This window comes from Streptomyces sp. A1277, assembly GCF_004795015.1.
Lineage (GTDB): Bacteria > Actinomycetota > Actinomycetes > Streptomycetales > Streptomycetaceae > Streptomyces.
In genome coordinates this window covers 43378-67076 of the sequence record NZ_SSBI01000015.1, presented here as the reverse complement: position 1 = coordinate 67076, position 23699 = coordinate 43378, and the positions used below count along the sequence as shown (strand labels likewise).

Below are 23699 nucleotides of genomic sequence, written 5' to 3'. Positions count from 1 at the left end.
CAGCCACTCCCGGGGCCTCTGGGCGTCCTCACCCTACGAACGGGAGGACCAACCCTGTCACCCAGGTGGAGCGCGCAGATGGGAGGTGAGCCGGCCAGGCGCAACAAGCACTCGCGTCTGCGGCCAATAGAACGCGGAGGGGCGCCAGAGCATTGTCCTGGCCGGGAGAGATCGCGCCGACGTCGCCGCTGCGGGAACGGAGGAGAGTGGGGATCAGCCGACCGGTCGGGCTGCCGCTCTCCTCCGATCCGTCGCCTCTCCCACGTCCTTCCGCGTTCGAATACCGGTCAGGGCACGAGCGTGTCGAGATCGATGTCCAGCGGGAAGGGGACCGAGACCTTCAACCGACCACGATGAATGCCAGTCGGCACGTACGTGCGAGTCATACCGTCCAGTTCATATGTATGGACGGCGGGAGCCCCGGCTTCATCCTCGACACGCCAGAAGTGCGCGATCCTGGCCTGTGCGTACTTGAAGGGCTTGAGTGACCGGTCGCGGTCCGCAGACTCCTCCGAGACGACCTCGACGACCAGCGTAACGTCTTCAGGCGCGTACCAGGTGCGGTCGGGGTCGTAGGCGGCGGTGGAGACCAGGATGTCGGGCTCGGGTCGGCTCTTGCGGTCGAGACGGACGGTCATCTCCCGCTCGGTCTCGAACCCGGCGGGTGCCCCATGCCTCAGCGCGAACGTCAGGTTCTCCACGAGCCTGGCGTGCCAGGAGCGCTGCGGCGACATCATGAAGATCAATGCTCCGTCGATGAGTTCGGTATGACGGGGAGCTTGGGGAAGGTGGTCGAGGTCGTCGGCCTCCCAGCCGCTCGGCCTGGGCGGAATCATCCAGTCGGGCAGTTCGGCGGTCACAGCTCCTCCAGACGCCTTCGGAAGACGGTCATAGGCTCTAGTCCCGGGAGACGGACAGGGGCCAAGCAACCCTGCACCAGACTAATCGACCCCGCTGGCCAGCCGCCCGATTCGCCCCTGTCCTCGACCAACTGTCACGTCAACCCTTCCGGCCGGAAACGTCGCGTCGCTCTCCGCAGCCGGTACGCGGTTCGCCGCGGCGGACAACGGATGGGCCGGCCCCACGCTCTCCGTGCTGTTCCGCACCGTCGATGCCCTCCTGTACACCGTCGTCGGCGACCGCCTCGCGGCGCTGCCGGAGTGACCGCCGCTGGGACCACCGTCACCCTGCGGCGCCTGAAGTTCGTCTCCTGCCCCGAGTTTTCCTGCCCCGGATCCAGCGCGCGGGAGGACAGCGGCGCCACGACGGCCGGTGCCGCGCCCCTGGGGCCCGCACCGGCCGTCTCCCAACTGCGCGCCGTACCCTCTACCGAGTCGCGTCCCCTACCGCCGCCGTCGTGAACGGCAGCACCAGGCGGGAGGGATGTGCCGCGTCCCGGTAGATCTTGTGGGTGACGGGGCGGCCCACCGGCAGGTGAAAGGCGTCCGGCGGCAGCAGCGCGTTGTGCTCGTCGGTCAACGGCTCGTCGTTGGAGAGCTCCGCGACCAGCTTGTGGCCCGGCAGGAGGGTCGCCGCGAAGGGGTAGATCCGCAGCACGTACTCCTCGGTCTTCCCCGGTTCGACCGGCACCGCGCGGGTGTGCGGGTGGTGCGGGTCGCCCTCCGTGGTGCGTTCCGCGTCGAGTTCGCGGTGTGACGCCTTGAGGTAGGCGGTGGTGACGAGCCGGCGTTTGCCGCCCGGTCCCTCGTCCCACATGCGCAGGATGAAGTTGGTGTCGGGCTGGTCGATCTCGGCGAAGAGGTGTGCCGCCCCCTGGCCGATCATCTCGGTGGCCTCGGTGAACGGTGGGGTGCTCCAGCTGAGGATCTCCACCTTGTCGGTCACCGTCAGCGGCGCCTGGTAGAAACCGTCGGGGGCGGCGTGCTCCGCGCCCATCGGCTCGGGCTCGAAGGAGAGCGCCCGGCGGGGACGCAAGTAGAGCGACCGGTACTCGACGTCCTTCGGCGGCCACTGCGTGCCGGTGACCCTCTCTCGCGATCCCTCCACGTGGGCGGTGACGGCCGGCTCGTCCATGATCCCGTTGTCGATGCCCTTGAGCCAGTACTCGTACCAGCGGAACATCTTGTCGTGCTCCTCGATGAAAGGGCGCGACTGCATCGGCGGGTACGGGCCGATGTCGAGCTTCTTCGGGCCCTTCAACGCCTTGTACAGCTCGATGGTGCCGTCCATCGTCCAGCCGCGGCCCTGGTCGATCTGGAGCCAGACCGGGATGTCGATGTCCGGCGCGAGGGTGATCGGATTGCGCTCCTCGTACCAGTCGCCGTCGACCTCGTTCATGACGATGTCGAACCACGCCTCGTGGTTCTTCGGGTAGTTGAGCACGTGGACGAGGTTGGGCCAGGCGGCCACGTCCGGGTCCTTCAGCCGCTCGGCGACCCGCTTCCTGATCTCCTCGGGCGAGTACGTCTCCAGCATGCGGGACTTGACACCGTCGGTGAACGCCCAGCCGGAGTCACCGCCACGGCCCTCGCGGGCGGCGCGTGGCATGAACCACATGACGCCGCCGTGGTAGGTGGTCTCGTAGAAGTCGTAGTGCCCGCCGCTGACGAAGATCGCCTTGAGGCTCGGCGGCTTCTCGGCCGCCGCCAGCACCTGCATGGAGCCGAAGTAGGAGATGCCGATCATGCCGACGTTGCCGTCGCACCACGGCTGCGCGGCGACCCACTCGATGAAGTCGTAGGCGTCCTGCCCGAGCGCGACGCCGCCGGCGTTGTAGTTGCCGATGTGCTCGCCCTCGGAGGCGCCGGAACCGCGCAGGTCGCCGATGACGTGGACGTAGCCCTCCTTGACGACGCGCGCGATGTCACCGGCTTCGATGCAGCCGTCCCACATCGGGCTGGGGCGGCGCTGCGGGGGCGTGGTCAGGGCGAGTGCCTGGAGTTCCTTGCCATAGGGGCTCAGGGCGACGAGTGCGGGCCGCGGTGTGTCGTCCACGGGGCTGTAGGTGTCGGCCGCCAGCGTGACGCCGTCGCGCATCGGCACCCGGAGGTCCTTGCGGACGGCGATGGTCTGCTCGCCCGCCTGGATCTTGTGAGAGTCGGTCATGGTGCGAAGCTCCTGTGGTGCGCGTCACGGTCACGCGTGCGGTAGCCGTGCATCGAGGTGAAGAACGGCGACGGTTCGAGCGTGGGGTCGCCGGTGTAACCGAGTTCCTCGGCGGCCCCGGCGAAGGGCGAGTACGGGGAGTCCGTCTCCATGAGGCCGGCCTCCAGGCAGCGGCGGGCGGCCTCGGCGACGCGGTCCTCGGCGGCGAGGCTCTGGTCGATGGCCTCCCGGGCCTGCACCTCGTCGAGTTCGACGCCGTACGGGGTGCCGTCGGCCCGCCGGTAGGGGTGCCCGAGGTAGAGGTGGTGCGGTCGGATCTCATCGCGCAGGTGTTTCAGGCCGGCGTGGTAGGCGGACGGGTCGGTGTAGCCGGGAAAGCCGTTGGCGGCGCCGTGGACCTGCACGGCGTCACCGACGAAGGCCGAGCGCTGTCCGTCGAGAACGTAGGCGACCGACCCAGGGGTGTGACCCGGGACCGCGTGCACCGATACGGTGACGTCGCCGCCGAGGGAAAACGTCTCTCCGCCCTTGACGAGCAGGGTGGGCTCCATCTCACCGGAGATGACGGCGTTCGCGGCCGCCGCCACCTTGGCCTCGCCCTGGGAGTCGCGGAGGTACCGGCCGCGTCCACCCCGGTACTCGTCCACGTGCGCCCGCCGGGAGCGGAGCATCGGTGCGTCGGCCTCGTGGATCACCACCCGTGCTCGCCGGCCGGTGAGTTCCCACAGGGCGTGCGCTCCGCCGACGTGGTCGATGTGCCCATGCGTCAGCAGGATCCAGCGCACGTCCTCGATGCGGCGCCCCATCCCCTCCAGCGCGGGGGCCATGCCCTCGGCGGGCGAGGTGGCGATCCCGGTGTCGACGATCGCCGGTTCGGGAGCGTCGATGAAGAAGCTGTACAGACCGAACCGGCCCCACGGTGAGACCAGGGGGTGGACGGTGACCTCGTGTGTCATGGTCCTCCTTCCGAACTTGTGCGCGGCCAGGGCCGGTTCAGCGGCGGGCGAGGAAGTCGCGGGTCTCGGTGAAGACCCGGTGGTACTCGGGGATCCAGGAGAAGTGCTGGACGAATCCGTGGCCGGCGCCCTCGTACCGGCTCACCGTCGCCGCTGCGCCGGCCTCCCGCAGGCGTCGGCCGTAGAGTTCACCCTCGTCGCGCATGGGGTCGAACTCGGCGGTGACGACCAGGGCCGGCGGCAGCCCGCTCAGGTCCTTCCGCTTGACCGGGGAGACCAGCGGGTCCGCCGGATCAGCGCCGCTGCCGAGGTAGAAGGCGTTGAACGGCTTGAGACCGGCCGTCTCCAGGCCGTAGCCGACCGCGTTCTCCCGCAGCGAGGTGTACCGGCCCTCGTCGAAGTCCAGGTCGAGCGAGGGATAGTAGAGGATCTGGTGGGTGATCCGGTCGAAGCCCTCGTCGTGCGCCCGGGCCGCGACGGCGGCGACGAAGGTGCCGCCGGAGCTGTCGCCGGCGAGGGCGAGGGTCGTGCCGTCCCAGCCCAGGCTCTCGCCCTTCTCGGCGGCCCACCGGGTCACGGCGTAGCAGTCGTCGAGACCGGCCGGGAAGGCGGCCTCGGGCGCCCGGCGGTAGCCCACGGAGACGACCTTCAGCCCGGTCTCCTTGGCCAGCGAGCGGGCGACCTGGTCGTGGGTCTCCAGGCTGCCGAGGAAGAACGCTCCCCCGTGGAAGTAGACGAGCAGGCCGTGGCTGTCCGCGGCGGCGGGCGTGTAGACGCGCACCGGCACGTCACCGGAGACGGTGTGCGCGGTCAGGTCCTCCACCGCGAACTGCGGCAGGCGCTCCTCGACGGGGGGTACGTGTGCCTCTTCGGCGGCGCGCATCGCGACCGGGTCGAGCGGGCCCTGGGGCGGGGGCGGGAGGGTGGCGAGGAACTTGGCGATCTCGGGGTGCAGCGGCATGGTTCTCAGTCCTTCGTCGCGGTGGCCGCGGGCTTCTGCCCGGGGAAGACGTCGTTGATCTCGTCCTCGGTCCAGCCCTGCCGCGAGACGGCCTGGAGCTGGTCGGTCACCGGCTTGCGGGTGGCCTGGTACAGGGCGAGGCCCTGCTTCAGGGAGTCCGCCCGGCGCAGGGCGTCGGCGAGCGCGCCGGCGTCCTCGATGGCGGAGTTGGCGCCCTGGCCCTGGTGGTGGAGCATCGAGTGCGCGGCGTCGCCGACGAGGACGACGGAGTCCGAGTGCCAGGTGTCGACCGGGTCGATGTCGTAGACGGCGCGGATGTTCACGGTGTCCATGTCGAGGCCGCGCGTGATGGCCACCAGGCGCTCGTCGAAGCCCTCGACCGTGCGCAGCATGTCCTCCTTGGTGACCTGCGGCGTCCAGGTGCCGTCCGGGCACAGGGCGGTGATGTCGAAGGACACCTGGTCACGGTGGCGCAGCGGCAGCAGATAGATCTTCGTGCCGCGGCCGATGTACATGCGCAGGTTGTCGTCGGTGACCATGCCGTGGGCGTCGTCCACGGAGATGACGGCGCGGTAGGCGTGCTCGCCGGAGAACACCGGGCCCTTGTCGCTGAACAGTTGCTGCCGCACGACCGACTTGATGCCGTCGGCGCCGACGACGAGGTCTGCCTCGACGGTCGCGCCGCCCGCGAAGGTCAGGACCGAGCTGTCGCCCTTGTCCTCGACGCGCTCCAGCCGGTGGCCGAGGCGCACCATGCCCTCGGGCAGCACACCGAGCAGGGCCTCGATGAAGTCGCCGCGGTGGATCAGGTGCGTGTGGGTCTGCTCGCCGTCGGCCGGCCACGCCTCCTTCATGATCGGGTCGCCGGTGGCGGTGAGGATCTCGAAGTACTCGCTGGGCGAGCTGACCCGGGCGATCGCGTCGAAGATCCCCCACTGGCGGAACCGGTTCATGGTGACGGGGCGCAGGCCGATGCCGGCGCCGACCTCCCGGGTCCGGTTCGCCTGCTCGTAGACGGTGACGTCCGCCCCGAGCAGGCTGAGGGCCTTGGCCGCCGCCGCACCGCCGTATCCTGCGCCGACGATCGCGATCTTCAGGTCTTTCAGGTCCGAGGACTGCATGGTGGGTCTCTCTTACTTCTGGATGGTCAGGAAGTCGGCGGGGTTGCTGACGAAGATCGTCTGGATGGCGGCCTCGTCGAGGCCGGCGGCGCGCAGGTCCGGGATCAGGTCGTCGAAGAGATAGTTGACGGTGTGGCCCTTGACTCCGGGCCAGCCCAGCGGGGAGCAGTTGGCGTCCGCCGAGGCGAGGACCTGCCGGATGCGGCGGCCCTCGTCGACGAACCGCAGGAAGTGGCCCAGGCGCTCCTTGCGGGGGCGGGCCCAGAACGGCGGGTCGGGCAGCTCTGTCTCGTAGCCGAAGGTGTCGAAGCCGATGCGGCCGCCCTGCCCGGCGATCCAGACGTCACGGGTCTTGTCGGCGTTCACCCCGTCGTCGACGTGCCCGAACAGGACACGGTCCAGGGGCAGACCCTCTTCGTTGAAGATCGCGATGGCGTTCTCGGCGTCGATCGCGAGGTGGGTCAGGATGGGTACGCCCGTGGCGAGCGCGGCTCGGGCGGCGGCGCGGTAGATGCGCTTGTCCAGGTCGGTCATGCGCCCGCCCCGGCTCACGCCGACCTTGATGACGCCGGCGAGGCTGCCGGTGTCGCCGATGCCGACGGTGATCTCGTGGACGAACTGCCGTGTCAGGTAGTCGACGTCGGCGCGGGCGAAGTGCGGCAGGGCGGTGTCGCCGCCGACGAAGCCGGTGCAGGCGACGATGTGGACGCCGGTCTTCGCCGACAGCGACTTGTAGTAGTCGGCATCACGGCCGTTGCAGATGCCGGTCGCGTCGACGAAGGTGCTGCCGCCCAGCTCGTGGAAGCGGCGCAGCTTGGGGACGGTCTCCTCGTAGCGCTGCTCGGGCGTCTTCCACCACTGCGTGTCCAGCTCGGAGCCGGGCATGCCGTAGCCGATGTGCTCGTGGATCGCCACGAAGCCCAGCTCCTCGGCGGGGAGCGGTCCCAGGACGGTGTTCACTCGCGACACAACACTCACCTTCGAAAAGAGTTCTTGACGGTCGTTCGGGCCGGTGTGCTCATCGCACCGCGAGCAGGGCGGCGGGGTTGGCCTCGAGGATGCGCCGCACGTCGCCGTCGCCGACGCCGTGCGCCTTCAGCCGCGGCACGAAGGCGGTCAGCACATGGCTGTACAGCAGGTCGTTCGCGGGGTGCCCCTTGGCCACCCCGGTCGCGCCGACGGAGAGCAGGATCAGGTCGGCGTGACCGGCGTGCACGAGGCCGGCGACCAGGGCGGCGCGTTCGGCGTCGGTGAGGTGCTCGTCGTCCTCGGTACCGACGTGGTCGAAGACGACGCGGGCGCCGCGGTCGGCGACCTTCGCGGGTGCGCCGGCGGCGACGGCGTCCTTGCGGTCCAGGCCGCCGACGGCCACCCGGTCGGCCGGCAGCTTCTCGTCCAGGACGACGGCGAGTTCGTCTGCGGCGTCGTCGCCGTACCTGAAGGAGAGGGCCGTGCCGGTGGCGAGGGCGGCGCGGGCCGCGCCGCGCAGCAGGCTCTCGTCGGTGGCGGTCATACCGGCGTGGGTCACCGCGGTGGTGACCAGTCCGGCCGGGCCGCGGCGCTCCACGCGCGGGACCACCATGCCCTCGGTGATCTCCCGGCTGAAGAGGTCGGCGAACTTCTCGGCCGGCCAGGGGGTCGGCGGGTTGGTCTGCGGGGTGAGGAAGTATCCCCCGAGCAGTTCCTCGGGTCCCTGGCCGGTCGAGGCGACGATGTGCACACCGGTGGTGCGGGACAGGGCCTCGTAGAGCCGGACGTCGCGGCCGTGGAACATGCCGGTGCTGTCGACGACGGTGCCGCCGCCGTGGGCGCGGAAGTCGCGCAGTTTGCCGGAGAGCGTCTCAAAGATCTCGGCGCGGTCGAGAGTGATGTCGAAGGCGTGCTCGGCACCCGGGAGCACCGACAGCAGCGCCTCGTGGACCGAGACGACACCCAGCGCATCGGTCGGCACCGGGCCCAGGACGGTGTTCACGGTGGTGCTGTTCACGCTCATGCCTGCCTCACGTGTCCGGTGGAGGTGCGACGGTGCACCCTGTGGCTGCCGTCACGGTAGCCATTCGTTTTACACGACGTCAATGGAACGAACGACACGAGAAAATAATTCATTGACAGTTGCGCGAGGGGTGAGAATCAGAGCAACGAAGGGGCAGGCGGCTCAGCAGGCATGTAGTGCATGCCAGACCAAACGCGACCGGCGTCCCGCGGCACTACGACCACGCCGACGCCTTCCTGGTCGGGCGCAACCCGGTCGACCACCTGTCGTTCGGCTACGGCCCGCACGGCTGCGCGGGCCATGGGCTCGCCCGCCTGGAGGCCCGCGCCGTGATCCAGGCACTGTCCCGGCGCGTCGAGCGCCTCGTCGTCGGACCCGAGGTGCGCGTTCCCGCCCACATCACCCGGAGCATCGACCAGCTCCCCGTCCTGAGGGTGATCCCCGCGTGAGGATCGTTCTCGACCGCCCCCCGCTGCGAGGGCCACGGCCTGTGCGAGGAGGCCGCACCCCAGTTCGTGCGCCTCGGCGACGGCGGCGAGCTGATGCTCGACCGGGAGGAGGTCGAAGGAGGCGACGCCGCGCTCGCCTGAACCGCCGCCCGGGCTTGTCCCGTCGCCGCGCTGAGGGTCACATGAGCACCGCCGCCCTGAAACGCGTCGTCGTCGTGGGCAACGGCATCGCCGGACTCACCACCACCGACACGCTTCGCGAAGCCGGGTTCGACGGCACCACGGCCGTCGCTATGGACTACCGCGTCCCTGCCCCGGCTGCGCCGCAGACCCGGGCCGCCGCATGAGGTGTGCGCCATGAAGGGCGAGGAGGGCACCACGGAGACGTCGGGACTGGACCGGCCGACGTCGGGACTGGACCGGCCTGCGTCGGGACTGGACCGGCCTGCGTCGGGACTGGACCGGCCTGCGTCGGTCAACCTCAACCTGTTGGTGCCCCTCCTCGCCCTGATGGAGGAACGGTCCGTGACCAGAGCCGCGGAACGGGTCGGGTTCTCGCAGCCCGCCATGAGCCACGCCCTGACCCGGATGCGGCGTCCGCTGGGCGGCGACCTCGTCGTCCGGCAGGGCAGTGGCGTCACACGCACCCCGCGGGCGCCGGAGCTGATCGCCCCGCTGCAGCAGACGGCGCGGATCGTCGACTTTCCCTCCTTCGATCCCGCCACCGATGAGCGGGTCTTCACGGTCGCCGTGACCAACAGCACCGCGTTCGTTGTCGGCCCCCGGTTGACCCGGTGGCGTGGGACCCGCGCCTGGCTGACCGGCACTTCGTCGCCTGGCTGGGGGAGTTGCTGCGCGGCGCCGCGGCCGAGCGGTGAGATGGCCGCCCGCGTCGGATCAGGTCAGCAGCCGCACCCAGCTGGCGCACAGCTCGTCGAGCAGCTGCTCGCGGGTGAGTTTCCAGTCGGTGCGGCCCCAGTGCTGGGCGACGTAGTCCAGCTCGGCCATGGCCAGCACCCCTCGGAAGCGGCGCTGGTGGGGGGCGAGGCGCCCGGCCCGCTTCAGGCCGTCCTCGATGTCGCTGATGGCTTCTTCCAGCCACCGCTCCACCAGGTCGCGCAGCTCCGGGTCGACCGCTGCGGCGTCCCGGCCCACGCGGATGATCGGCCGGATCTCGGACCAGCTGTCTGCGGTGCGCCGCAGCCAGGCGCTGATCGCGCCCGACGTCCCGTCGGCCACGGTGGCGACCAGGTCCTGGGCCGTGGAACCGTGCTCCGGGGAACGGACGCGCTGGAGCGCCTCGTTGAGCCGCTCGTCGATGAGCGCCTTCATCAGATCACTGCGGGAGGGAAAGTAGGCGTAGAAGGTCACCCGGGTAGTGCCCGCGGCGGTCGCGATGTCGTCGACCGTGGTGGCGGCGTAGCCCTTCGTGGTGAACAGCTCGAGCCCGGACTCCAGCAGAAGGCGACGCGTCATCTGCTTCTGTGCCTGTCGGAGGTTCGCCATGCCGGAGATCCTAGTGCCCCGCCGCACACCCGCTGTACGGACCGGCTTCACGACGAACGCCGTGTAAAGCGCCGGGGAGCCGACCGGTGCCGTGGGCCGTCATGGCACCGGCTCCTCGATTCAGACGAGGAGATCGACGGACAGCCGTTCACGCAGCTCGGCCACGGTGATGCCGTACGTCTCGCGCACGCGCACCCCGTCCGGACCGGGATCGAAGACGCCGTGGTCGGTGTAGACGAGGTTCACGCAGGCCGCACTGGTCAGGGGGTACGTGCACGCGGGCACCAGCTTGGGGGCGCCGCCGCGGGCGAACAGCTTCATCATCACCAGCACCCGCCGCGCCCCGACGGCGAGGTCCATCGCGCCGCCCACGGCGGGGATGGCGTCGGGGTCGCCGGTGTGCCAGTTGGCCAGGTCACCGTGTTGTGAGACCTGGAACGCCCCGAGGACACACACGTCGAGGTGTCCTCCGCGCATCATCGCGAAGGAGTCGGCGTGGTGGAAGTAGGCCGCCCCGGGCAGCTCGGTGACCGGGACCTTCCCGGCGTTGGTGAGGTCGGGGTCGACCTCGTCGTCCGCCGCGGCCGGGCCCATGCCGAGCATGCCGTTCTCCGTGTGCAGCACGATCCCCGCGTCCGGTGACAGGTGCTCGGCGATCCGGGTCGGCTGTCCGATGCCGAGGTTGACGTAGGAACCGGCGGGGATGTCGCGAGCGATGCGGGCCGCGAGTTCGTCGGTGGTGAGCGGGCCCCGGTCGGTGTGCTCCGGCGCGGTGGTGGTCATCAGCGGGCTCCTTGCACGGTGAGCCGGCGGGCCTCGGCCCGTACCAGGCGGTCGACGTAGATGCCAGGGGTGACCACGGTCTCCGGGTCGATCTCCCCGGCGGGCACGATGTCGGTGACCTGGGCCACGACGGTGGTGGCGGCGGTGGCCATGACGGGGCCGAAGTTCCGGGCCGTCCTGCGGTAGACGAGGTTGCCCACGGTGTCCGCGCGGTGCGCGGAGACCAGGGCCACGTCCCCCTTGATCGGGTGTTCCAGGACATGGGCGCGTCCGTCGATCTCCCGGACCTCCTTGCCCTCCGCCAGCGGGGTGCCGACGCCGACGGGGCTGTAGAAGGCGCCGATGCCCGCCCCGGCGGCCCGCATCCGCTCGGCCAGGGTGCCCTGCGGTACGACCTCCAGCTCCACCCGGCCGGCCAGGTACAGCTCGTCGAAGACGTAGGAGTCGCTCTGCCGGGGGAAGGAGCAGATCACCTTGCGCACCCGGTCCGCCTTGAGCAGCGCGGCCAGGCCGACCTCCCCGTTGCCGGCGTTGTTGGACACCACGGTCAGGTCGCCGGCGCCCTGCCGGATCAAGGCGTCGATGAGGTCGAACGGCATGCCCGCCAAGCCGAAGCCGCCCACCAGGACCGTCGAGCCGTCCTCGGTGCCGGCCACGGCCTCGTCGGCCGTCGCGGCGATGGTCGTACTCATCCCCGGCTCACCTCCCCGGTCACGTTCTCCAGCACCACGGCGAGGGCCTGGCCCACACCGATGCAAATGGCCGCGACGCCCCAGCGCTGTCGCCGTTCGCGCAGCACCTTCGCCAGGGTGCCGAGCAGCCGGCCGCCGGAGGCGCCCAGCGGATGCCCGAGGGCGATGGCGCCGCCTCGGGTGTTGACGATCTCCGGGTCGATGCCCCAGGCGTCCACGCAGGCGAGCGACTGTACGGCGAACGCCTCGTTCAGCTCGACCGCGCCGACGTCGCCCCAGCCGATCCCGGCCCGGCGCAGCGCCTGCTCGGCTGCCTCCACGGGGGCGAAGCCGAACGTCTGCGGCTCGACCGCGTGCACGCCACGGCCGGCGATACGGGCGACGGGGGCCAGCCCGATCCGGTCGGCCGCCGCCTCGGTACCCAGAAGTACGGCCGACGCCCCGTCGCTCAGCGGGGAGGCGTTGCCGGCCGTGATCGTCCCGTCCGGGCGGAACGACGGCTTCAGAGCCGCCAGTCTGCCGGGGCCCGTGTCGGACCGGACGCACTCGTCGCGGGTGAGCCCGTCGGTGGCGAGGACCAGGTCGTCGTAGAAGCCGTCGTCCCAGGCCCGTGCCGCGAGCCGGTGCGAGCGCGCCGCGAACTCGTCCTGGCGCTCACGGGGGAGGGAGAACCTCTCCTGGAGCAGTTCGTTGCTCTCCCCCAACGAGACCGTCCACTCGTTCGGCATCGCGGGGTTGACCAGCCGCCAGCCCAGGGTGGTGGAGACGGCCGTGACGTCGTGGGCGGGGAAGGCGCGGTCCGGTTTGGGCAGCACCCAGGGCGCGCGGGTCATGGACTCCACTCCCCCGGCGACGACGACGTCCGCGTCACCGGACTCCAGGGTGCGCGAGGCGATGATCGCCGCGTCCAGGCCGGAGCCGCACAGCCGGTTCACAGTGGTGGCGGGCACGCTCACCGGCAGTCCGGCCAGCAGTACGGCCATCCGGCCGACGTTGCGGTTGTCTTCGCCGGCGCCGTTGGCGTTGCCCCACACCACGTCGCCGATCGCGGCGCGGTCCAGGCCGGGCGCCTTGGCCAGCAGGCCGGTCAGCGCGGTGGCGGCGAGGTCGTCGGGGCGCACTCCGGCGAGGGCTCCGTTGAACCGGCCGAAGGGGGTGCGGGCCGCCGCGTAGAGGTAGGCGTCGCTCATGCCGTGCCCCCCGCCGTCACCGGTTCCCCGGCTGCCGCCGAGGCCAGCGGGATCGGCGTGAACATCTCCGGTTCCTCGTCCGGTGTCAACGCGGTCGGGCCGTACAGCCAGTCCGTGAAGGCGTAGTCGTAGGTGTCGCGGGCGCCCAGCAGCGCATTGCGCTGCTCGCGGGCGAGACCGTCGAGGTGCCACAGTTCGCCCCACGTGCGGGACGTGGTCAGCACGCGTCGGCAGTGCTCCGGACGGACGGCCTCGTACGCGGCGAGCGCGGCCGTCCAGTCGACCGTGCCATCCCCGGCTCGGTTGCGGGCGACGTGCTCGCCCAGCACCCAGCCGTCCTCGATGGCCATGATCGCGCCCTGCGCGATGTACTGCAGCGGCGGGTGCGCGGAGTCACCGAGCAGCGCGATCCGGCCGTGGACCCAGTTCATGATCGGGTCGCGGTCGAACATGCGCCACCACTTGTCCCGCCACATGAAGGGCAGGCCGTCCCGGACGAAGCCGCAGGTCTCGGCGAAGGCGGCGTCGAGCTCGTCCGGCGTGCCCCAGTCCTCCCGGCCGGCCAGCGCCTTGGGCGACTCGAAGACCGCGACCTGGTTGAGCATCTCGCCGCCGCGCAGACCGTAGTGGACGAAGTGGCAGCCGGGGCCGACGTACACCACGACCTCGCTGAGGTCGACGGACCTCACCCGCGGCTGCTCGGCGGGAACGGTGCCTCGGTAGGCGACGTAGGCCGAGGAGACGGGCTCGTCGTCGACGAACAGCTTGCGGGCGGGAGAGTGCAGGCCATCGGCGGCGATCACCATGCCGGCCTCGTGGGCCGCGCCGGAGGCGACGGTCACGCGGGCGCCGCCGTCGGTGTTCTCGTACGAGGTCACCTGCGCGTCGTTGACCAGCTCGACACCGGCGCGCTCGCAAGCCCGCAGCAGCAGGCCGTGCAGGTCGCTGCGGTGGATGACCAGGTACGGGTAGCCGTAACGCTTCTCCAGGTCGCGCAGGTCGAGCCGGGTCAGCTCGTCGCCGTCGACGGCGTCGCGCATGACCATCGCGTCCGGGACGACGCCGAGGCTCTTGGCCTCCTCCAGGAGGCCGTAGTCGTCGAGGATGCGGGTGCAGTTGGGGGCGAGCTGGATACCGGCGCCGACCTCGCCGAAGGCAGGGGCACTCTCCAGCAGGCGGACGCTCTGACCTTGGCGGGTCAGTGAGAACGCCACGCCGAGGCCGCCGATGCCGCCGCCGACGACGATCACATCTGGATGGGACATGGGATGCACTCCTCTACAGCCACGGGCCGAGCTCGGAAGCGTCGGCGAGCGAGTGGGGACGGCCGGCCAGCCAGGCAGCGACCTCGGGCAGCGGGCCGTCGGGCAGCTCGGTCAGACCGCGCTTGCCGCCGATCTCGGCGACCAGGGCGGTCAGGAAGCCCCTCGGGAGGTCGGCGAAGGCGACAACGCCGGTGCCGAGGTCGACGGCGTGGACGCACACCTCGCGGGCGCGCATCCACGGGAGTTCGATGGCGGGGACGGTACGGCCCTGGGCGGTGACGACCTCGCGCCCCCACTGTTCGTCGGTGAGCCCGTCCAGTCCCGCCGCCAGTTTGTGCGCGGAGGCAGTCAGCCAGGAGCGGAGCTCGTCGGCCGACAGAGCGGGGCCTTTGGCGATGCCGGCGGCGCGTTCCTCGGCGGAGGCGTACATCGGCGTCTCCTCGCCGGTGGCCGCCCAGTGCACCAGGTTGCCCAGCGCGTCGGCGTTGGCGGCGATGTGCGCGGCAAGGTGTTTCCGGGTCCAGTCCGGCAGCGCGCTGGGGGCGGCGAAGGCGGCCTCGTCGAGGCTCGCGACGGCGTCGAGCAGCAGTTCGGTGCCCGTACGGGCCCACGCGCGCGCGTCGGTGAACGTCCGCGTGCCGTCGGTCATGCCTCGACCACCCTGTTGGTGCAGGCACCCAGGCCGGTGATCTCGGTGACCACGGTCTGGCCGGGGAGCAGGAAGACCTTGGGGTCGCGGGCGTTGCCCACGCCGGCGGGGGTGCCGGTGGCGATGATGTCGCCCGGGCGCAGGGTGATGACGGTGGAGATGTACTGGACCAGGAAGACCGGGTCGAACAGCAGCGTTCCGGTGTCGTCCTGCTGCATGACCTGCCCGTCGACGGTCGTCCTGACCTGGAGCGCGGGGCGGACGCCGCCGACCTCGTCGGGGGTGACGACGTAGGGGCCGACCGGGGTGGTGGCCTCCCAGATCTTGCCCTGGGTCCACTCGATGGTGCGGAACTGCCAGTCGCGCGCCGAGACGTCGTTCATGACGGTGAAGCCGGCGATGGCGTCGGCGGCCTGCTCCTCGTCGGCACGGCGCACCCGCTCGCCGATGACGACGGCCAGCTCGACCTCCCAGTCGAGCGCGTCGGTCTCGGCCGGCTTGACGATGTCGTCGCCCGCGCCCAGCAGCGTGTCGGCGAACTTCGGGAAGAGGGTCGGGTGGTCGGGCAGGTCCCGGCCCATCTCCTTGATGTGGTTGGTGTAGTTGTGGCCGACGCAGACGACCTTGGAGGGGTTCGGCACGACCGGCGCGAAGTCCGCGCCGTCGGCCGGGTAGGTGGTGCCGCTCGCGGCGGCGGCCTTCGCCTGCCAGCCGTCCTCGGCGAACAGCTCGCCCAGGTCGGCGTACCCGAGGTCGACGAGGAGGTCGCCGTCGAGGCGGACCGCCCGGGTGCCGTCGGCGGTGCGGAGGGTGGCGAGCTTCATGTCAGGCGTCCTTCTGCGTGCGGTCGAGCTTGAGCGCCTCGAAGACGGGCGCGTCGGAGAAGCGGAACAGATCGAGGGACCCGGAGTCGGAGTCGGTCGTACCGGCCTCGGACCTGGCGGAGAACAGCTCCCAGGACGGGACGACGAACAGGTCGCCGCGCGTCACCGTCCAGGACTTCGCGCCGACGGTCACCACGCCGGAGCCGTCGAAGACCTGGTAGACCGACGAGCCGGTCTCACGCACCGGCGCGGTCTCGGCGCTGCGGACGATGCGGTGGAACTCGGCGCGGATCGTCGGCAGCACGTCGGAACCGTCGTGCGGGTTGGAATAGCGCACGGCGGCGTGACCGGGCTCGACGGCGCCACCGAAGCCCTCCTTCTCCAGCAGCAGCTGGTCGGCAAGCGCGGCGTCGGTGTACTCCCACTTGTACGAGAGCAGCGGGCTGCCCGGTGTGGCGGGGACGGCCGACAGCGGACGCAGGCCAGGATGGCCCCACAGGCGCTCGGAGCAGGAGCGCTCGGGGGTGGTCCGCTCGGCGTCGCTGATCTCGTCGCGGCCGAACTCGAAGAACTGCGCCTCGGTGACGTACTGGAACGGGATGTCCAGGCCGTCGATCCACGCCATCGGCTCGCTGGTGGCGTTGTGGTGGGCGTGCCAGTTCCAGCCGGACTGCGGCAGGAAGTCACCCCGGTTCATGGGCACGGGGTCGCCGCCGACGACGGTCCACACACCGGAGCCCTCGACGACGAAGCGGAAGGCGTGCTGGGTGTGCCGGTGCTCTGGGGCGTCCTCGCCGGGCATCAGGTACTGGATGGCCGCCCACAGCGTCGGGGTGGCGAAGGGCCTGCCACCGAGGGACGGGTTGGCCAGCGCGATCGCGCGACGCTCCCCGCCCCGCCCGACCGGCACGATGTCGCCGGCCTGTGCGGCCAGCTCGCGCAGCCGCTCCCAGCGCCACAGGTGCGGCACGGCGCGCGAGCGCGGGTAGGCGGGCATCAGGTCACCGATCTCGGTCCACAGCGGGACGAGCAGTTCCTGCTCGAAGCCCCGGTACAGCTCCTCGAGCGCCGGGGTGACCTCGGGCTGCCCCTCGGTGGTGACGGCCTGGAGCCGCACCGGGGAGCCCGTGGCGATGTCTTGGGTGAGGGAGGACTCAGTCACGGAGCCAGCGTGCATGGCGTCTGCTGATGGAACATGTAAATTCTGCACAGCAGAATTCGAAAGGTCGCCATGGACAAGCCGCTGAAGACGCCGCCCCCCTATCCCATCGCCAGCGTGGACCATGCGCTGCGAGCGGCGGCCATCTTGCAGATGGAGGGCGGCGCGACCGTGGCGCAGCTCTCGGAGCGCCTGGGTGTCGCCCGGTCGACGGCACACCGCATCCTGGCGATGCTCGTCTACCGGGACTTCGCCGTGCGGGGCGAGGACCGCGTCTACCGCGCGGGCCCGGTGCTGGAGCTGGCCGCCCACTCCCAGTCGCTCGTGTCACGGCTGCGCACGACGGCCCTTCCCCACCTGCGTCGGATCGTCGATCTCCTCGACGAGACGGCGAACCTGATCGTGCGCACCGGGGAGACGGTGCGCTTCATCGCCGGCGTCGAGTGCCGGCAGGCCCTTCGGGTGGGGTCCCGGGAGGGAATGGTCTTCCCCGCCCACCGCACCACGGCGGGACTCCTCCTGCTCGCCGACCTGGCCGACGAGGAGCTGGAGAAGGTCCACGCCCCCGAGCGCTACCGCGACCGCCCGGCCGACCGCCCCGACCTCGCGCGGCTGCGGACGGAGCTCAGGCGCTTGCGCCGCAACGGTTTCGCCGTCAACAGGGAGCGGTCCGAACGCGGTCTCGTCGCCGTCGGCGTCCCGGTGCGCGGCCGGGACGGCGCCGCGCTGGCCGGCCTCTCCGTCTCGATGCCCAGTGTGCGCTACGACCCGCAGCGCCTGCGCTCCCTCGTCGCCACGCTGGAGGCCGCGGCGCACGCCCTTGAAGAGGACCTGGCCGACCAGCCGTAGAGCCCGGCTCGTCAGCCTGACGGGGCAACGACGTCCCCGGGCCCCACCGCGGGGGCCGCCCGGACACCGGGCTACGCGGGAGCACTGGCTACCGCCGAAGGCGCGGTCTTCGTGGCCCAGGTCGCGCGTGAATCGCCCGGCGGGGCATCCCTGCCGCCGCCCAGGCTCGACGAGCGGGTGCGCCACTGGCGGCGCGCGCACGCCTGACCTCATTGGCCGCACGGCCTCACCAGGGCGGCCGGGGGCGAGCAGCGGGCGGGGCGGGACGGCTTCACCCGTCGGCCCACGACTGGCACGTCCGTCAGTCCTCGCCGAAGTCGTGGTCGGGGTGGTTGGCCTCGCCCACGCGCCAGTAGCCACGCGTCGTTACCTGCGGGCGCGGCAGCACCCGGTCGCCGAGGAGGTACGACCGGGCCTCGCGGACCGCCGACGCCTCGCAGGCGATCCAGACGTGCGTGTCGTCCCCGAGGCCATCTCGGTGGAGCGCGTCGACGAGGGCAGCGCCCGGCCCGCCCACCCGGTCGTGCCAGGTCACCTCGACACCCGCATGCGCCGGCAGGCCGACGCGGGCCTCAAGGCCCTCGACCTCCAGGTGCACCTGACCGGTGACGTCGTCCGGCAGCGCTTCGAGCAGCGTGGCGATCGCGGGCAGGGCGCTCTCGTCGCCGCCGATCCACCATGAGGTCGCCGTCGGATGGACGGAGAAGCGGCCGCCCGGGCCGCCGATGGCGGCACGGCTGCCGGGCTCGGCCTGCGCGGCCCACCGCGCGGCCGGCCCGTCGCCGTGCAGAACGAACCAGACCTCGAGGGTGCCGGCCTCGGCATCGAAGCGCCGGGGTGTGTACGTCCGCATCGTCGGTCGGCCGTCGGGCCATTCGAGGTGGCCGTCCGGGCCGACCACCGGCCGCGCGACGTTGCCCTCGGCGTCGGGCAGGAAGAGCTTGATGTGCGCCGTCGGGGCGGGCTCGGCGAAGCCGGCGAGGGACTCGCCGGCGAACACCACCGCCACCATGCGTGGGGTCAGCGGCCTGACGTCGACGACCTCGACCTGGCGCGGCGGCCGGCGGCGCGGGCCGCCGGGACGGCCTTCGCCTCGGGGGCGGCCGGAGTCCGGGGGGAGTGACAAGGGGTGCTCCTTCACTTGCCGGCGCGGCCCGGGCGGGGCGCGCCGATGAACCGCTCAGCCAGAGCTTCGGAGCCTCGGGCGAGCATGGCGACGTCGGCGCCGACGAGGACGAACGACGCGCCCCGGTCGAGATAGGCGGACGCGACAGCAGGGTCGAAGGCGTTAACGCCGACGGGCTTGCCAGCGCCACTCACGGCCCCGAAGGCCCGTTCGACCGCGGCTACCACGTCGGGGTGGGCCTGCCGGCCGATCAGGCCCATCGACGCGGCGAGGTCGGACGGACCGACGAAGACACCGTCGACGCCGTCGACCGCAGCGATCTCGGCGGCGTTCCCGACGCCGGTGACCGACTCGATCTGGACGAAGAGCGAGACATGGTCGTCCCCGTTGGCCAGGTAGTCGTCGACGCGGTTCCACCGGGCCGACCGCGCGAGGGCCGATCCGACCCCGCGGTCGCCACGCGGCGGGTAGCGCACCGCCCGCACGGCCGCCTCGGCCTGCTCCGGAGTGTCGATCATCGGCATCAGAATGTTCTGGGCACCGAGGTCGAGGATCTGCTTGATCATGACCGGCAGCAGGCCCGGCGCCCGGACGAGCGGGCTGACCGGGTAGGCGGCGACCGCCTGGAGCTGCGCGAGCACCGGCTCGAGCTGGTTGGAGCTGTGCTCCATGTCGATCAGCAGCCAGTCGAGGCCGCTGCCCGCGCAGATCTCGGCGACGAGCGGGCTGCCGCTGCACACCCACATGCCGGTCAAAGGGCGGTCGGAGGCGGCGAGCGCCTCACGGAAGGTCGGCGGAAGGTTCACCGGAAGCTGCACGAGATCGTTCCCATCGTTCCGTAGTCGCAGAGCACCGTGTCGCCGCACGACACCCACATCGGCCGGGTGAAGGATCCGGCCAGGATCAGCTCGCCGGCGTCGAGGCCGGCGCCGTGCTGGTGGAGCTTGTTGGCCAGCCACGCGACGCCCGTGGCGGGGTGGTTGAGCACACCGGCGGCGACGCCGGTCTCCTCGATCGTCTCGTTGCGGTAGAGCAACGCGGAGACCCAGCGCAGGTCGACCGCGTCGGGTGCGACGGGGGTGCCGCCGAGCACCAGGCCGCCGTAGGCGGCGTTGTCGGCGATGGTGTCGACGATCGTGCGCCCCTCCAGTTCGAGGTGCGAGTTGAGGATCTCCAGCGCCGGGACGACGTACTCCGTCGCCCGGAGCACGTCGAAGACGGTGCAGTGGGGGCCCTTGAGCGGCGCCTTGAGCAGGAAGGCGAGCTCGACCTCGATGCGGACGTTGGAGAACTCGTCGAACGGCACGACAGCGCCGTTCTCCCAGACGGTGTCGTCGAACATCACGCCGTAGTCCGGCTCGGAGATGCCCGTCGCCGCCTGCATGGCCTTGGACGTCAGACCGATCTTGCGGCCGATGAGGCGGCGGCCGGCCGCGATCCGCCGGTCGCGCCAGAACCCCTGGATGGCGTACGAATCCTCCACCGTCGCCTCGGGATACCGGGCGGTGATGCGCGGAAGCACAGCGCGGTCGCCGTGTGCCCGCTCGAGCTCGGCGGCGAGTTCGGTGAGGGTCTGGTCGGGAAGCATGGTCAGGCTCCTTGGTGGACGCTGTCACCGCGATGGGGACCGGGGGCGCCGTGGTTCTTGTGGGTGCGGAAGGCATCGAGGGAGCCGGTGCGGTGCCGGCGCACGGCCTGTTCCACCTGCTCGGACGTCCCGCCCCCCTCGATGAGGTCGAGCAGGTCGTCGTGCTCGCACACCGACTCCCGGGGCCGGTGGGGCACGAACCCGAAGATCGAGTCGCGCAGGTGGCCGAGCCGGGACCACTCCGCCTCGACCATTTCGAGAAGCCGGGGGTTGGGGCACCTGGAGTAGAGGGTGTGGTGGAACTCCTGGTTGAGCGCCGTGAAGCGCCGGAAGTCGAAGTCGCTCAGTCCGCCGCGCATCGCCGCGTTGAGTTCCCGGGCGTGCGCCAGGTCTCGCGGGGTGAGGTGCGGGGTCGCGCGCGCCGTCGCCGCGCTCTCGAGCACGGTGATGACCTCCATCGCGTGGATGTAGCGGTCCGGGTCGGCCATGGAGACGCTCGCGCCGACGTTGTGCTCGAAGGTCACCAGGCCCTCGGCGGTGAGGCGGCTGATGGCCTCGCGGACCGGCACCACGCTCATGCCGAGCTGGGCGGCGAGCGTCGTCAGGACGAGTCGGTGGCCGGGACCGAATGCCCCGGACGTGATCCGCTCCCGGATCCACTCGTAGGCGACCCGCGACTTGCTCGCGGCCGGTGCCGGCCGGGTCCGGGTCACGAGGAGGCCCGCGCCGCGTCCGACGGCGCCGTGCCCGGCCGGGCGGAGCGTTCGGCCTCGTACTTCGTGCGCCATTCGGCGTTCATCGGGAAGAGCCCCTCGACGGAGTGTCCCTCGGCGACCTTCCGGGCGATCCAGCCGTCCTCCTCCTCCTGGGCGATGGCGGCGTCGGCGACCTCTTCCGCGATCCCCGGCGGGATCACGACGACCCCGTCGGTGTCGCCGACGAGGATGTCGCCGGGCTGCACGGTGGCACCGCCGCACGCGATGGTGAGGTCGGCGTCCCAGGGGACGTGCTTGCGGCCGAGCACGGCGGGGTGCGGTCCCGCCGCGAAGACGGGGATACCCACGGTGGCGACGGTTTCGGCGTCGCGCACCCCGCCGTCGGTCACGATTGCCGCGGCACCGCGGGCATGGGCACGGATCGCGAGGACATCGCCCAGCGTGGCCGATCCCTTCTCGCCGCGCGCCTCGATGACGAGGACCTCGCCCTCCTCCACGGCGTCGAAGGTGCGCTTCTGCGCGTTGTAGCCGCCGCCATGGGTCTTGAAGAGGTCTTCGCGGAAGGGGACGAAGCGCAACGTCCGGGCGGTGCCGACGAACTTCTGTCCCGCCACCAAGGGATGGACACCGTCGATGAACACGCCTTCGAGGCCCTTGCGGCGCAGCTGGGCCGAGAGTCCGGCGGCGGGCGCCGACGCGAGCTTCGCCCGCAGCGCCGGGGTCAGGGAGGAAGCGGGTGTGCTGTTCAAAGGAGGGCTCGCTCCAACATCGTGTACGGAATTGTGGTTGGATTTACTGCATGGCTAGCAAGACCGAGAAGGCATTCGTGATCCTCAAGGAACGGATCATGAACGGCACCTATGGCCCCGGGCATCGCCTGGTCATCGACCAGTTGGTGCGCGAGCACGGCATCAGCTCGGTGCCGTGGCGCGAGTCGCTGCGTCGGCTCCAGGCCGAGGGCTGGGTGGAGATCGTGCCCAACGTCGGCGCGCTGGTGGCGACGTTCGACACCGACGCGTGGCAGCGGGGCCTGCACATCGTGGCCCGCCTCGGCGGCTACGCGACGGCACTGTCGGCGCCCCACCTGACCGAGGCCGACCTCACGGCGGCCCATACGCTGGACCGGCAGATGAAGGAGGCGCTCGCCGACTTCGACCCGGCCCGCTTCGGCCGGCTCAACCGGGAGTTCCACCAGCTGCTCGCGTGCCGCTGCCCCGACCGCCGCCTCGTAGACATGGTCGACAACGAGTGGGCCCGGCTCGAGATCGTCCGCAAGTCGGCCTTCTGGTACGCCCCCGGCCGCGCCCAGGCCGCCATCGCCGAGCACGAGGGCATCCTCCAGCTCGTCGAGTCGGGCGCGTCGGCCGAGGCCATCGAAGCGGCCGCCAAGCAGCACGAGATCAACACCATCGAGGCGGTCACCAAGTACGAGGCCACTCTGCCCGACCAGCGGATCTGACGGGGGCACGAATCACTCACCCCGCTCGCGCCACCGGGCTATGAGCGCCTTGGCGTAGTCGTTGCCGTTGGGGTGCCGGAGCGTCGTGTGCACGTGGAACCGAGCGGGCAGCTTGTTGCCCAGCCAGACCCCGGCGTGATCGTCGAATTCGGCGATCAGTACCGGACTGTGCACCCGGAAGTAGAACGGCTGCGAACCGTCCGTCGCGCCGTACCAGGAGAACCACGTCTCGTCGATGTGCGCGTCGTACTCCGCGAGGGCCGGCTCGCGCTGCCCCTCGACCAGCAGGTGCAGGAAGTCGGCCACGACGCGGCGCAGCAGGTCGCGCTGGGCGCCGTCGAGCTCGTCCGCCGGAATCCCCTCGTACGGGATCACCCGGTTGTCACGGAACGCGCCGGCGACGTGTCGCTCGTCGGCGGGATGCAGCCGCCCCTCCGGCATCGCCGGGTCGAGTACGGACTCGAAGACGACGGCCCGGGCGCGCTGAGTGGCCGTGAGGGAACCGGCCAGTTCGAGGGCGAGCCGCTCCCGCGCCGCGAAGAGCGGCTCGTGGACGCCGTCGTCCATGAGCGCGGGCTCGGCGCCGAGGAAGACCGGTGCGATGACGTGCCTGCCCCCTACGGAGACGAAGTTGAGGGCCACGTGGTGGCCGAAGAGCTGCCAGCCCCACGGCTCACCCATCGCGCCCGCCAACGGGTCGCCGAAGACGGAGAACCAGTAGCTGTGCCGGTTCATGACCGTGGGCAGGCCGACCAGCCCGCCGAGGCGGCCGTTGAGTTCCATCGCACCCGAGACCCGGGCGTAGCCCTCGGCGCTCAGCGACGCGCGGAGGATGTCGTGGATCGCCGACGTCTTGTCGTCGCTGAGCACCTCCATCCGCAGCCCCACGCGGTAGACCATGAACTCAGGGTTGCTCCATGCCCGCCACTGCGGTGCGTCGATGTCATAGCGCACCGCGTCCAGCTCACCGGGGGTGAGGATTCCGAGGAAGCGAGCGGCGGCCTCGGAGGGCCTGCTCCCGGTGTCCGACGGCGCGGTGCCCGGCAGGGCGTAGAGCCCCTCGCGCACCGTGCCGTCGGAGGTGATCCCGACGAACGGCTCACGGTAGAGGCCGTCCCAGTGGTCGAGGAGGTCGCGCAGGAAGGGCGCCTGGTAGCGGTTCTGGGCGAACTCCTCGTAAGCCATCCCGCGGACCTCGGTGAGCTTGGGGTCATCGAGGTCGAGCAGGAAGGTGCGATAACTGTCGTCGGTGAGCTCGACCGCCGCCTCACGGCCCGTCGTGCGAGAGGTCGTGAAGAAGCCGTCGATGTCCTCGTCAGGTATGGCGCTCATCGGTCTCACTCTGCT

Annotated in this window: 25 protein-coding genes and 1 pseudogene; 5 read left to right on the top strand and 21 right to left on the bottom strand. The window is 71.2% G+C overall.

What is annotated here, in order from left to right; all coding sequences use genetic code 11:
- Positions 1 to 287: 287 nt before the first annotated feature.
- The 7 genes from E6R18_RS12660 to E6R18_RS12630 form a co-directional block, all read right to left on the bottom strand.
- Positions 288 to 860 carry a Uma2 family endonuclease gene (locus tag E6R18_RS12660; protein ID WP_136316990.1) on the bottom strand — a complete coding sequence of 191 codons (573 nt, stop codon included), beginning with the start codon at positions 858 to 860 and terminating at the stop codon, positions 288 to 290.
- A gap of 466 nt (positions 861 to 1326) precedes the next feature.
- On the bottom strand, positions 1327 to 3066 hold the full coding sequence (locus E6R18_RS12655; protein ID WP_136316989.1) for a CocE/NonD family hydrolase: 1740 nt from the start codon (positions 3064 to 3066) through the stop codon (positions 1327 to 1329).
- Positions 3063 to 4022, bottom strand: a complete 960-nt coding sequence (locus tag E6R18_RS12650; protein ID WP_136316988.1) for an MBL fold metallo-hydrolase — start codon at positions 4020 to 4022, stop codon at positions 3063 to 3065. The genes E6R18_RS12655 and E6R18_RS12650 overlap by 4 nt, the downstream gene beginning before the upstream one ends.
- Positions 4023 to 4059: 37 nt before the next feature.
- Positions 4060 to 4983: an alpha/beta hydrolase gene (locus E6R18_RS12645; protein WP_136316987.1), complete on the bottom strand. Its 924-nt coding sequence runs from the start codon at positions 4981 to 4983 to the stop codon at positions 4060 to 4062.
- Positions 4984 to 4988: 5 nt separating this feature from the next.
- Complete coding sequence (locus tag E6R18_RS12640; protein ID WP_136316986.1) at positions 4989 to 6104, bottom strand: NAD(P)/FAD-dependent oxidoreductase; 1116 nt, start codon at positions 6102 to 6104, stop codon at positions 4989 to 4991.
- 12 nt (positions 6105 to 6116) lie between these two features.
- Positions 6117 to 7073 carry a phosphotriesterase gene (locus E6R18_RS12635; protein ID WP_136316985.1) on the bottom strand — a complete coding sequence of 319 codons (957 nt, stop codon included), beginning with the start codon at positions 7071 to 7073 and terminating at the stop codon, positions 6117 to 6119.
- Between the two features lie 49 nt (positions 7074 to 7122).
- Complete coding sequence (locus tag E6R18_RS12630; RefSeq protein WP_136316984.1) at positions 7123 to 8097, bottom strand: phosphotriesterase; 975 nt, start codon at positions 8095 to 8097, stop codon at positions 7123 to 7125.
- A 176-nt stretch (positions 8098 to 8273) separates the two neighbouring features.
- Between E6R18_RS12630 and E6R18_RS12625 the strand changes: the two genes are divergently transcribed.
- The 3 genes and pseudogenes from E6R18_RS12625 to E6R18_RS35245 form a co-directional block, all read left to right on the top strand.
- Positions 8274 to 8546, top strand: coding sequence for a cytochrome P450 (locus E6R18_RS12625; RefSeq protein ID WP_240799711.1), 273 nt, complete (start codon positions 8274 to 8276; stop codon positions 8544 to 8546).
- Positions 8547 to 8728: 182 nt separating this feature from the next.
- Positions 8729 to 8893 (top strand): hypothetical protein, encoded by a 165-nt coding sequence (locus E6R18_RS34010; protein ID WP_168712332.1) that lies wholly within the window; start codon positions 8729 to 8731, stop codon positions 8891 to 8893.
- A 10-nt stretch (positions 8894 to 8903) separates the two neighbouring features.
- Positions 8904 to 9188: pseudogene (locus E6R18_RS35245) on the top strand (LysR family transcriptional regulator); the annotation flags it as partial.
- A gap of 255 nt (positions 9189 to 9443) precedes the next feature.
- On the opposite strand, the gene E6R18_RS12615 reads toward E6R18_RS35245, so the two are convergent.
- The 8 genes from E6R18_RS12615 to E6R18_RS12580 all read right to left on the bottom strand — a co-directional run bounded on the left by E6R18_RS12615 (position 9444) and on the right by E6R18_RS12580 (position 16617).
- Positions 9444 to 10052, bottom strand: a complete 609-nt coding sequence (locus E6R18_RS12615; protein WP_136316983.1) for a TetR/AcrR family transcriptional regulator — start codon at positions 10050 to 10052, stop codon at positions 9444 to 9446.
- Positions 10053 to 10172: 120 nt separating this feature from the next.
- Positions 10173 to 10835, bottom strand: a complete 663-nt coding sequence (locus E6R18_RS12610; protein WP_136316982.1) for a 3-oxoacid CoA-transferase subunit B — start codon at positions 10833 to 10835, stop codon at positions 10173 to 10175.
- A complete protein-coding gene (locus E6R18_RS12605) occupies positions 10835 to 11527 on the bottom strand; it encodes a 3-oxoacid CoA-transferase subunit A (RefSeq protein WP_136316981.1) in 693 nt (230 codons plus the stop codon). Before E6R18_RS12605 ends, E6R18_RS12610 begins: the two co-directional genes overlap by 1 nt.
- The gene (locus tag E6R18_RS12600; protein WP_136316980.1) at positions 11524 to 12717 is read right to left on the bottom strand and encodes a thiolase family protein; all 1194 of its coding nucleotides are present in this window, start codon (positions 12715 to 12717) and stop codon (positions 11524 to 11526) included. The genes E6R18_RS12605 and E6R18_RS12600 overlap by 4 nt, the downstream gene beginning before the upstream one ends.
- Complete coding sequence (locus tag E6R18_RS12595; protein WP_346764983.1) at positions 12714 to 13982, bottom strand: FAD-dependent oxidoreductase; 1269 nt, start codon at positions 13980 to 13982, stop codon at positions 12714 to 12716. Before E6R18_RS12595 ends, E6R18_RS12600 begins: the two co-directional genes overlap by 4 nt.
- Positions 13983 to 13995: 13 nt before the next feature.
- Complete coding sequence (locus E6R18_RS12590) at positions 13996 to 14631, bottom strand: maleylpyruvate isomerase family mycothiol-dependent enzyme (RefSeq protein WP_136316979.1); 636 nt, start codon at positions 14629 to 14631, stop codon at positions 13996 to 13998.
- Positions 14628 to 15455 (bottom strand): fumarylacetoacetate hydrolase family protein, encoded by an 828-nt coding sequence (locus E6R18_RS12585; protein ID WP_136316978.1) that lies wholly within the window; start codon positions 15453 to 15455, stop codon positions 14628 to 14630. Before E6R18_RS12585 ends, E6R18_RS12590 begins: the two co-directional genes overlap by 4 nt.
- A gap of 1 nt (position 15456) precedes the next feature.
- Positions 15457 to 16617, bottom strand: coding sequence for a cupin domain-containing protein (locus tag E6R18_RS12580; RefSeq protein ID WP_206308269.1), 1161 nt, complete (start codon positions 16615 to 16617; stop codon positions 15457 to 15459).
- Between the two features lie 69 nt (positions 16618 to 16686).
- On the opposite strand from E6R18_RS12580, the gene E6R18_RS12575 reads away from it, so the two are divergent.
- Complete coding sequence (locus tag E6R18_RS12575; RefSeq protein WP_136316976.1) at positions 16687 to 17463, top strand: IclR family transcriptional regulator; 777 nt, start codon at positions 16687 to 16689, stop codon at positions 17461 to 17463.
- Positions 17464 to 17764: 301 nt separating this feature from the next.
- Here the strand turns inward: E6R18_RS12575 and E6R18_RS12570 are convergent, their stop codons facing one another.
- From E6R18_RS12570 to E6R18_RS12550, 5 genes are read right to left on the bottom strand one after another with little or no spacing between them, the layout of a single operon-like run.
- A complete protein-coding gene (locus E6R18_RS12570; RefSeq protein WP_136316975.1) occupies positions 17765 to 18589 on the bottom strand; it encodes a siderophore-interacting protein in 825 nt (274 codons plus the stop codon).
- 11 nt (positions 18590 to 18600) lie between these two features.
- Positions 18601 to 19407: an aldolase/citrate lyase family protein gene (locus E6R18_RS12565; protein ID WP_136316974.1), complete on the bottom strand. Its 807-nt coding sequence runs from the start codon at positions 19405 to 19407 to the stop codon at positions 18601 to 18603.
- The gene (hpaH, locus tag E6R18_RS12560; protein ID WP_136316973.1) at positions 19392 to 20177 is read right to left on the bottom strand and encodes a 2-oxo-hept-4-ene-1,7-dioate hydratase; all 786 of its coding nucleotides are present in this window, start codon (positions 20175 to 20177) and stop codon (positions 19392 to 19394) included. The genes E6R18_RS12565 and hpaH overlap by 16 nt, the downstream gene beginning before the upstream one ends.
- 2 nt (positions 20178 to 20179) lie before the next feature.
- Positions 20180 to 20890 carry a GntR family transcriptional regulator gene (locus tag E6R18_RS12555; RefSeq protein ID WP_240799710.1) on the bottom strand — a complete coding sequence of 237 codons (711 nt, stop codon included), beginning with the start codon at positions 20888 to 20890 and terminating at the stop codon, positions 20180 to 20182.
- On the bottom strand, positions 20887 to 21642 hold the full coding sequence (locus E6R18_RS12550; RefSeq protein WP_136316971.1) for a hypothetical protein: 756 nt from the start codon (positions 21640 to 21642) through the stop codon (positions 20887 to 20889). The genes E6R18_RS12555 and E6R18_RS12550 overlap by 4 nt, the downstream gene beginning before the upstream one ends.
- 50 nt (positions 21643 to 21692) lie before the next feature.
- Here E6R18_RS12550 and E6R18_RS12545 point away from each other — a divergent pair, with 50 nt between their 5' ends.
- Positions 21693 to 22352 carry a GntR family transcriptional regulator gene (locus tag E6R18_RS12545; protein ID WP_136316970.1) on the top strand — a complete coding sequence of 220 codons (660 nt, stop codon included), beginning with the start codon at positions 21693 to 21695 and terminating at the stop codon, positions 22350 to 22352.
- Positions 22353 to 22364: 12 nt separating this feature from the next.
- Here the strand turns inward: E6R18_RS12545 and E6R18_RS12540 are convergent, their stop codons facing one another.
- Positions 22365 to 23684, bottom strand: a complete 1320-nt coding sequence (locus tag E6R18_RS12540; protein WP_136316969.1) for a DUF3500 domain-containing protein — start codon at positions 23682 to 23684, stop codon at positions 22365 to 22367.
- Positions 23685 to 23699 lie beyond the last annotated feature (15 nt).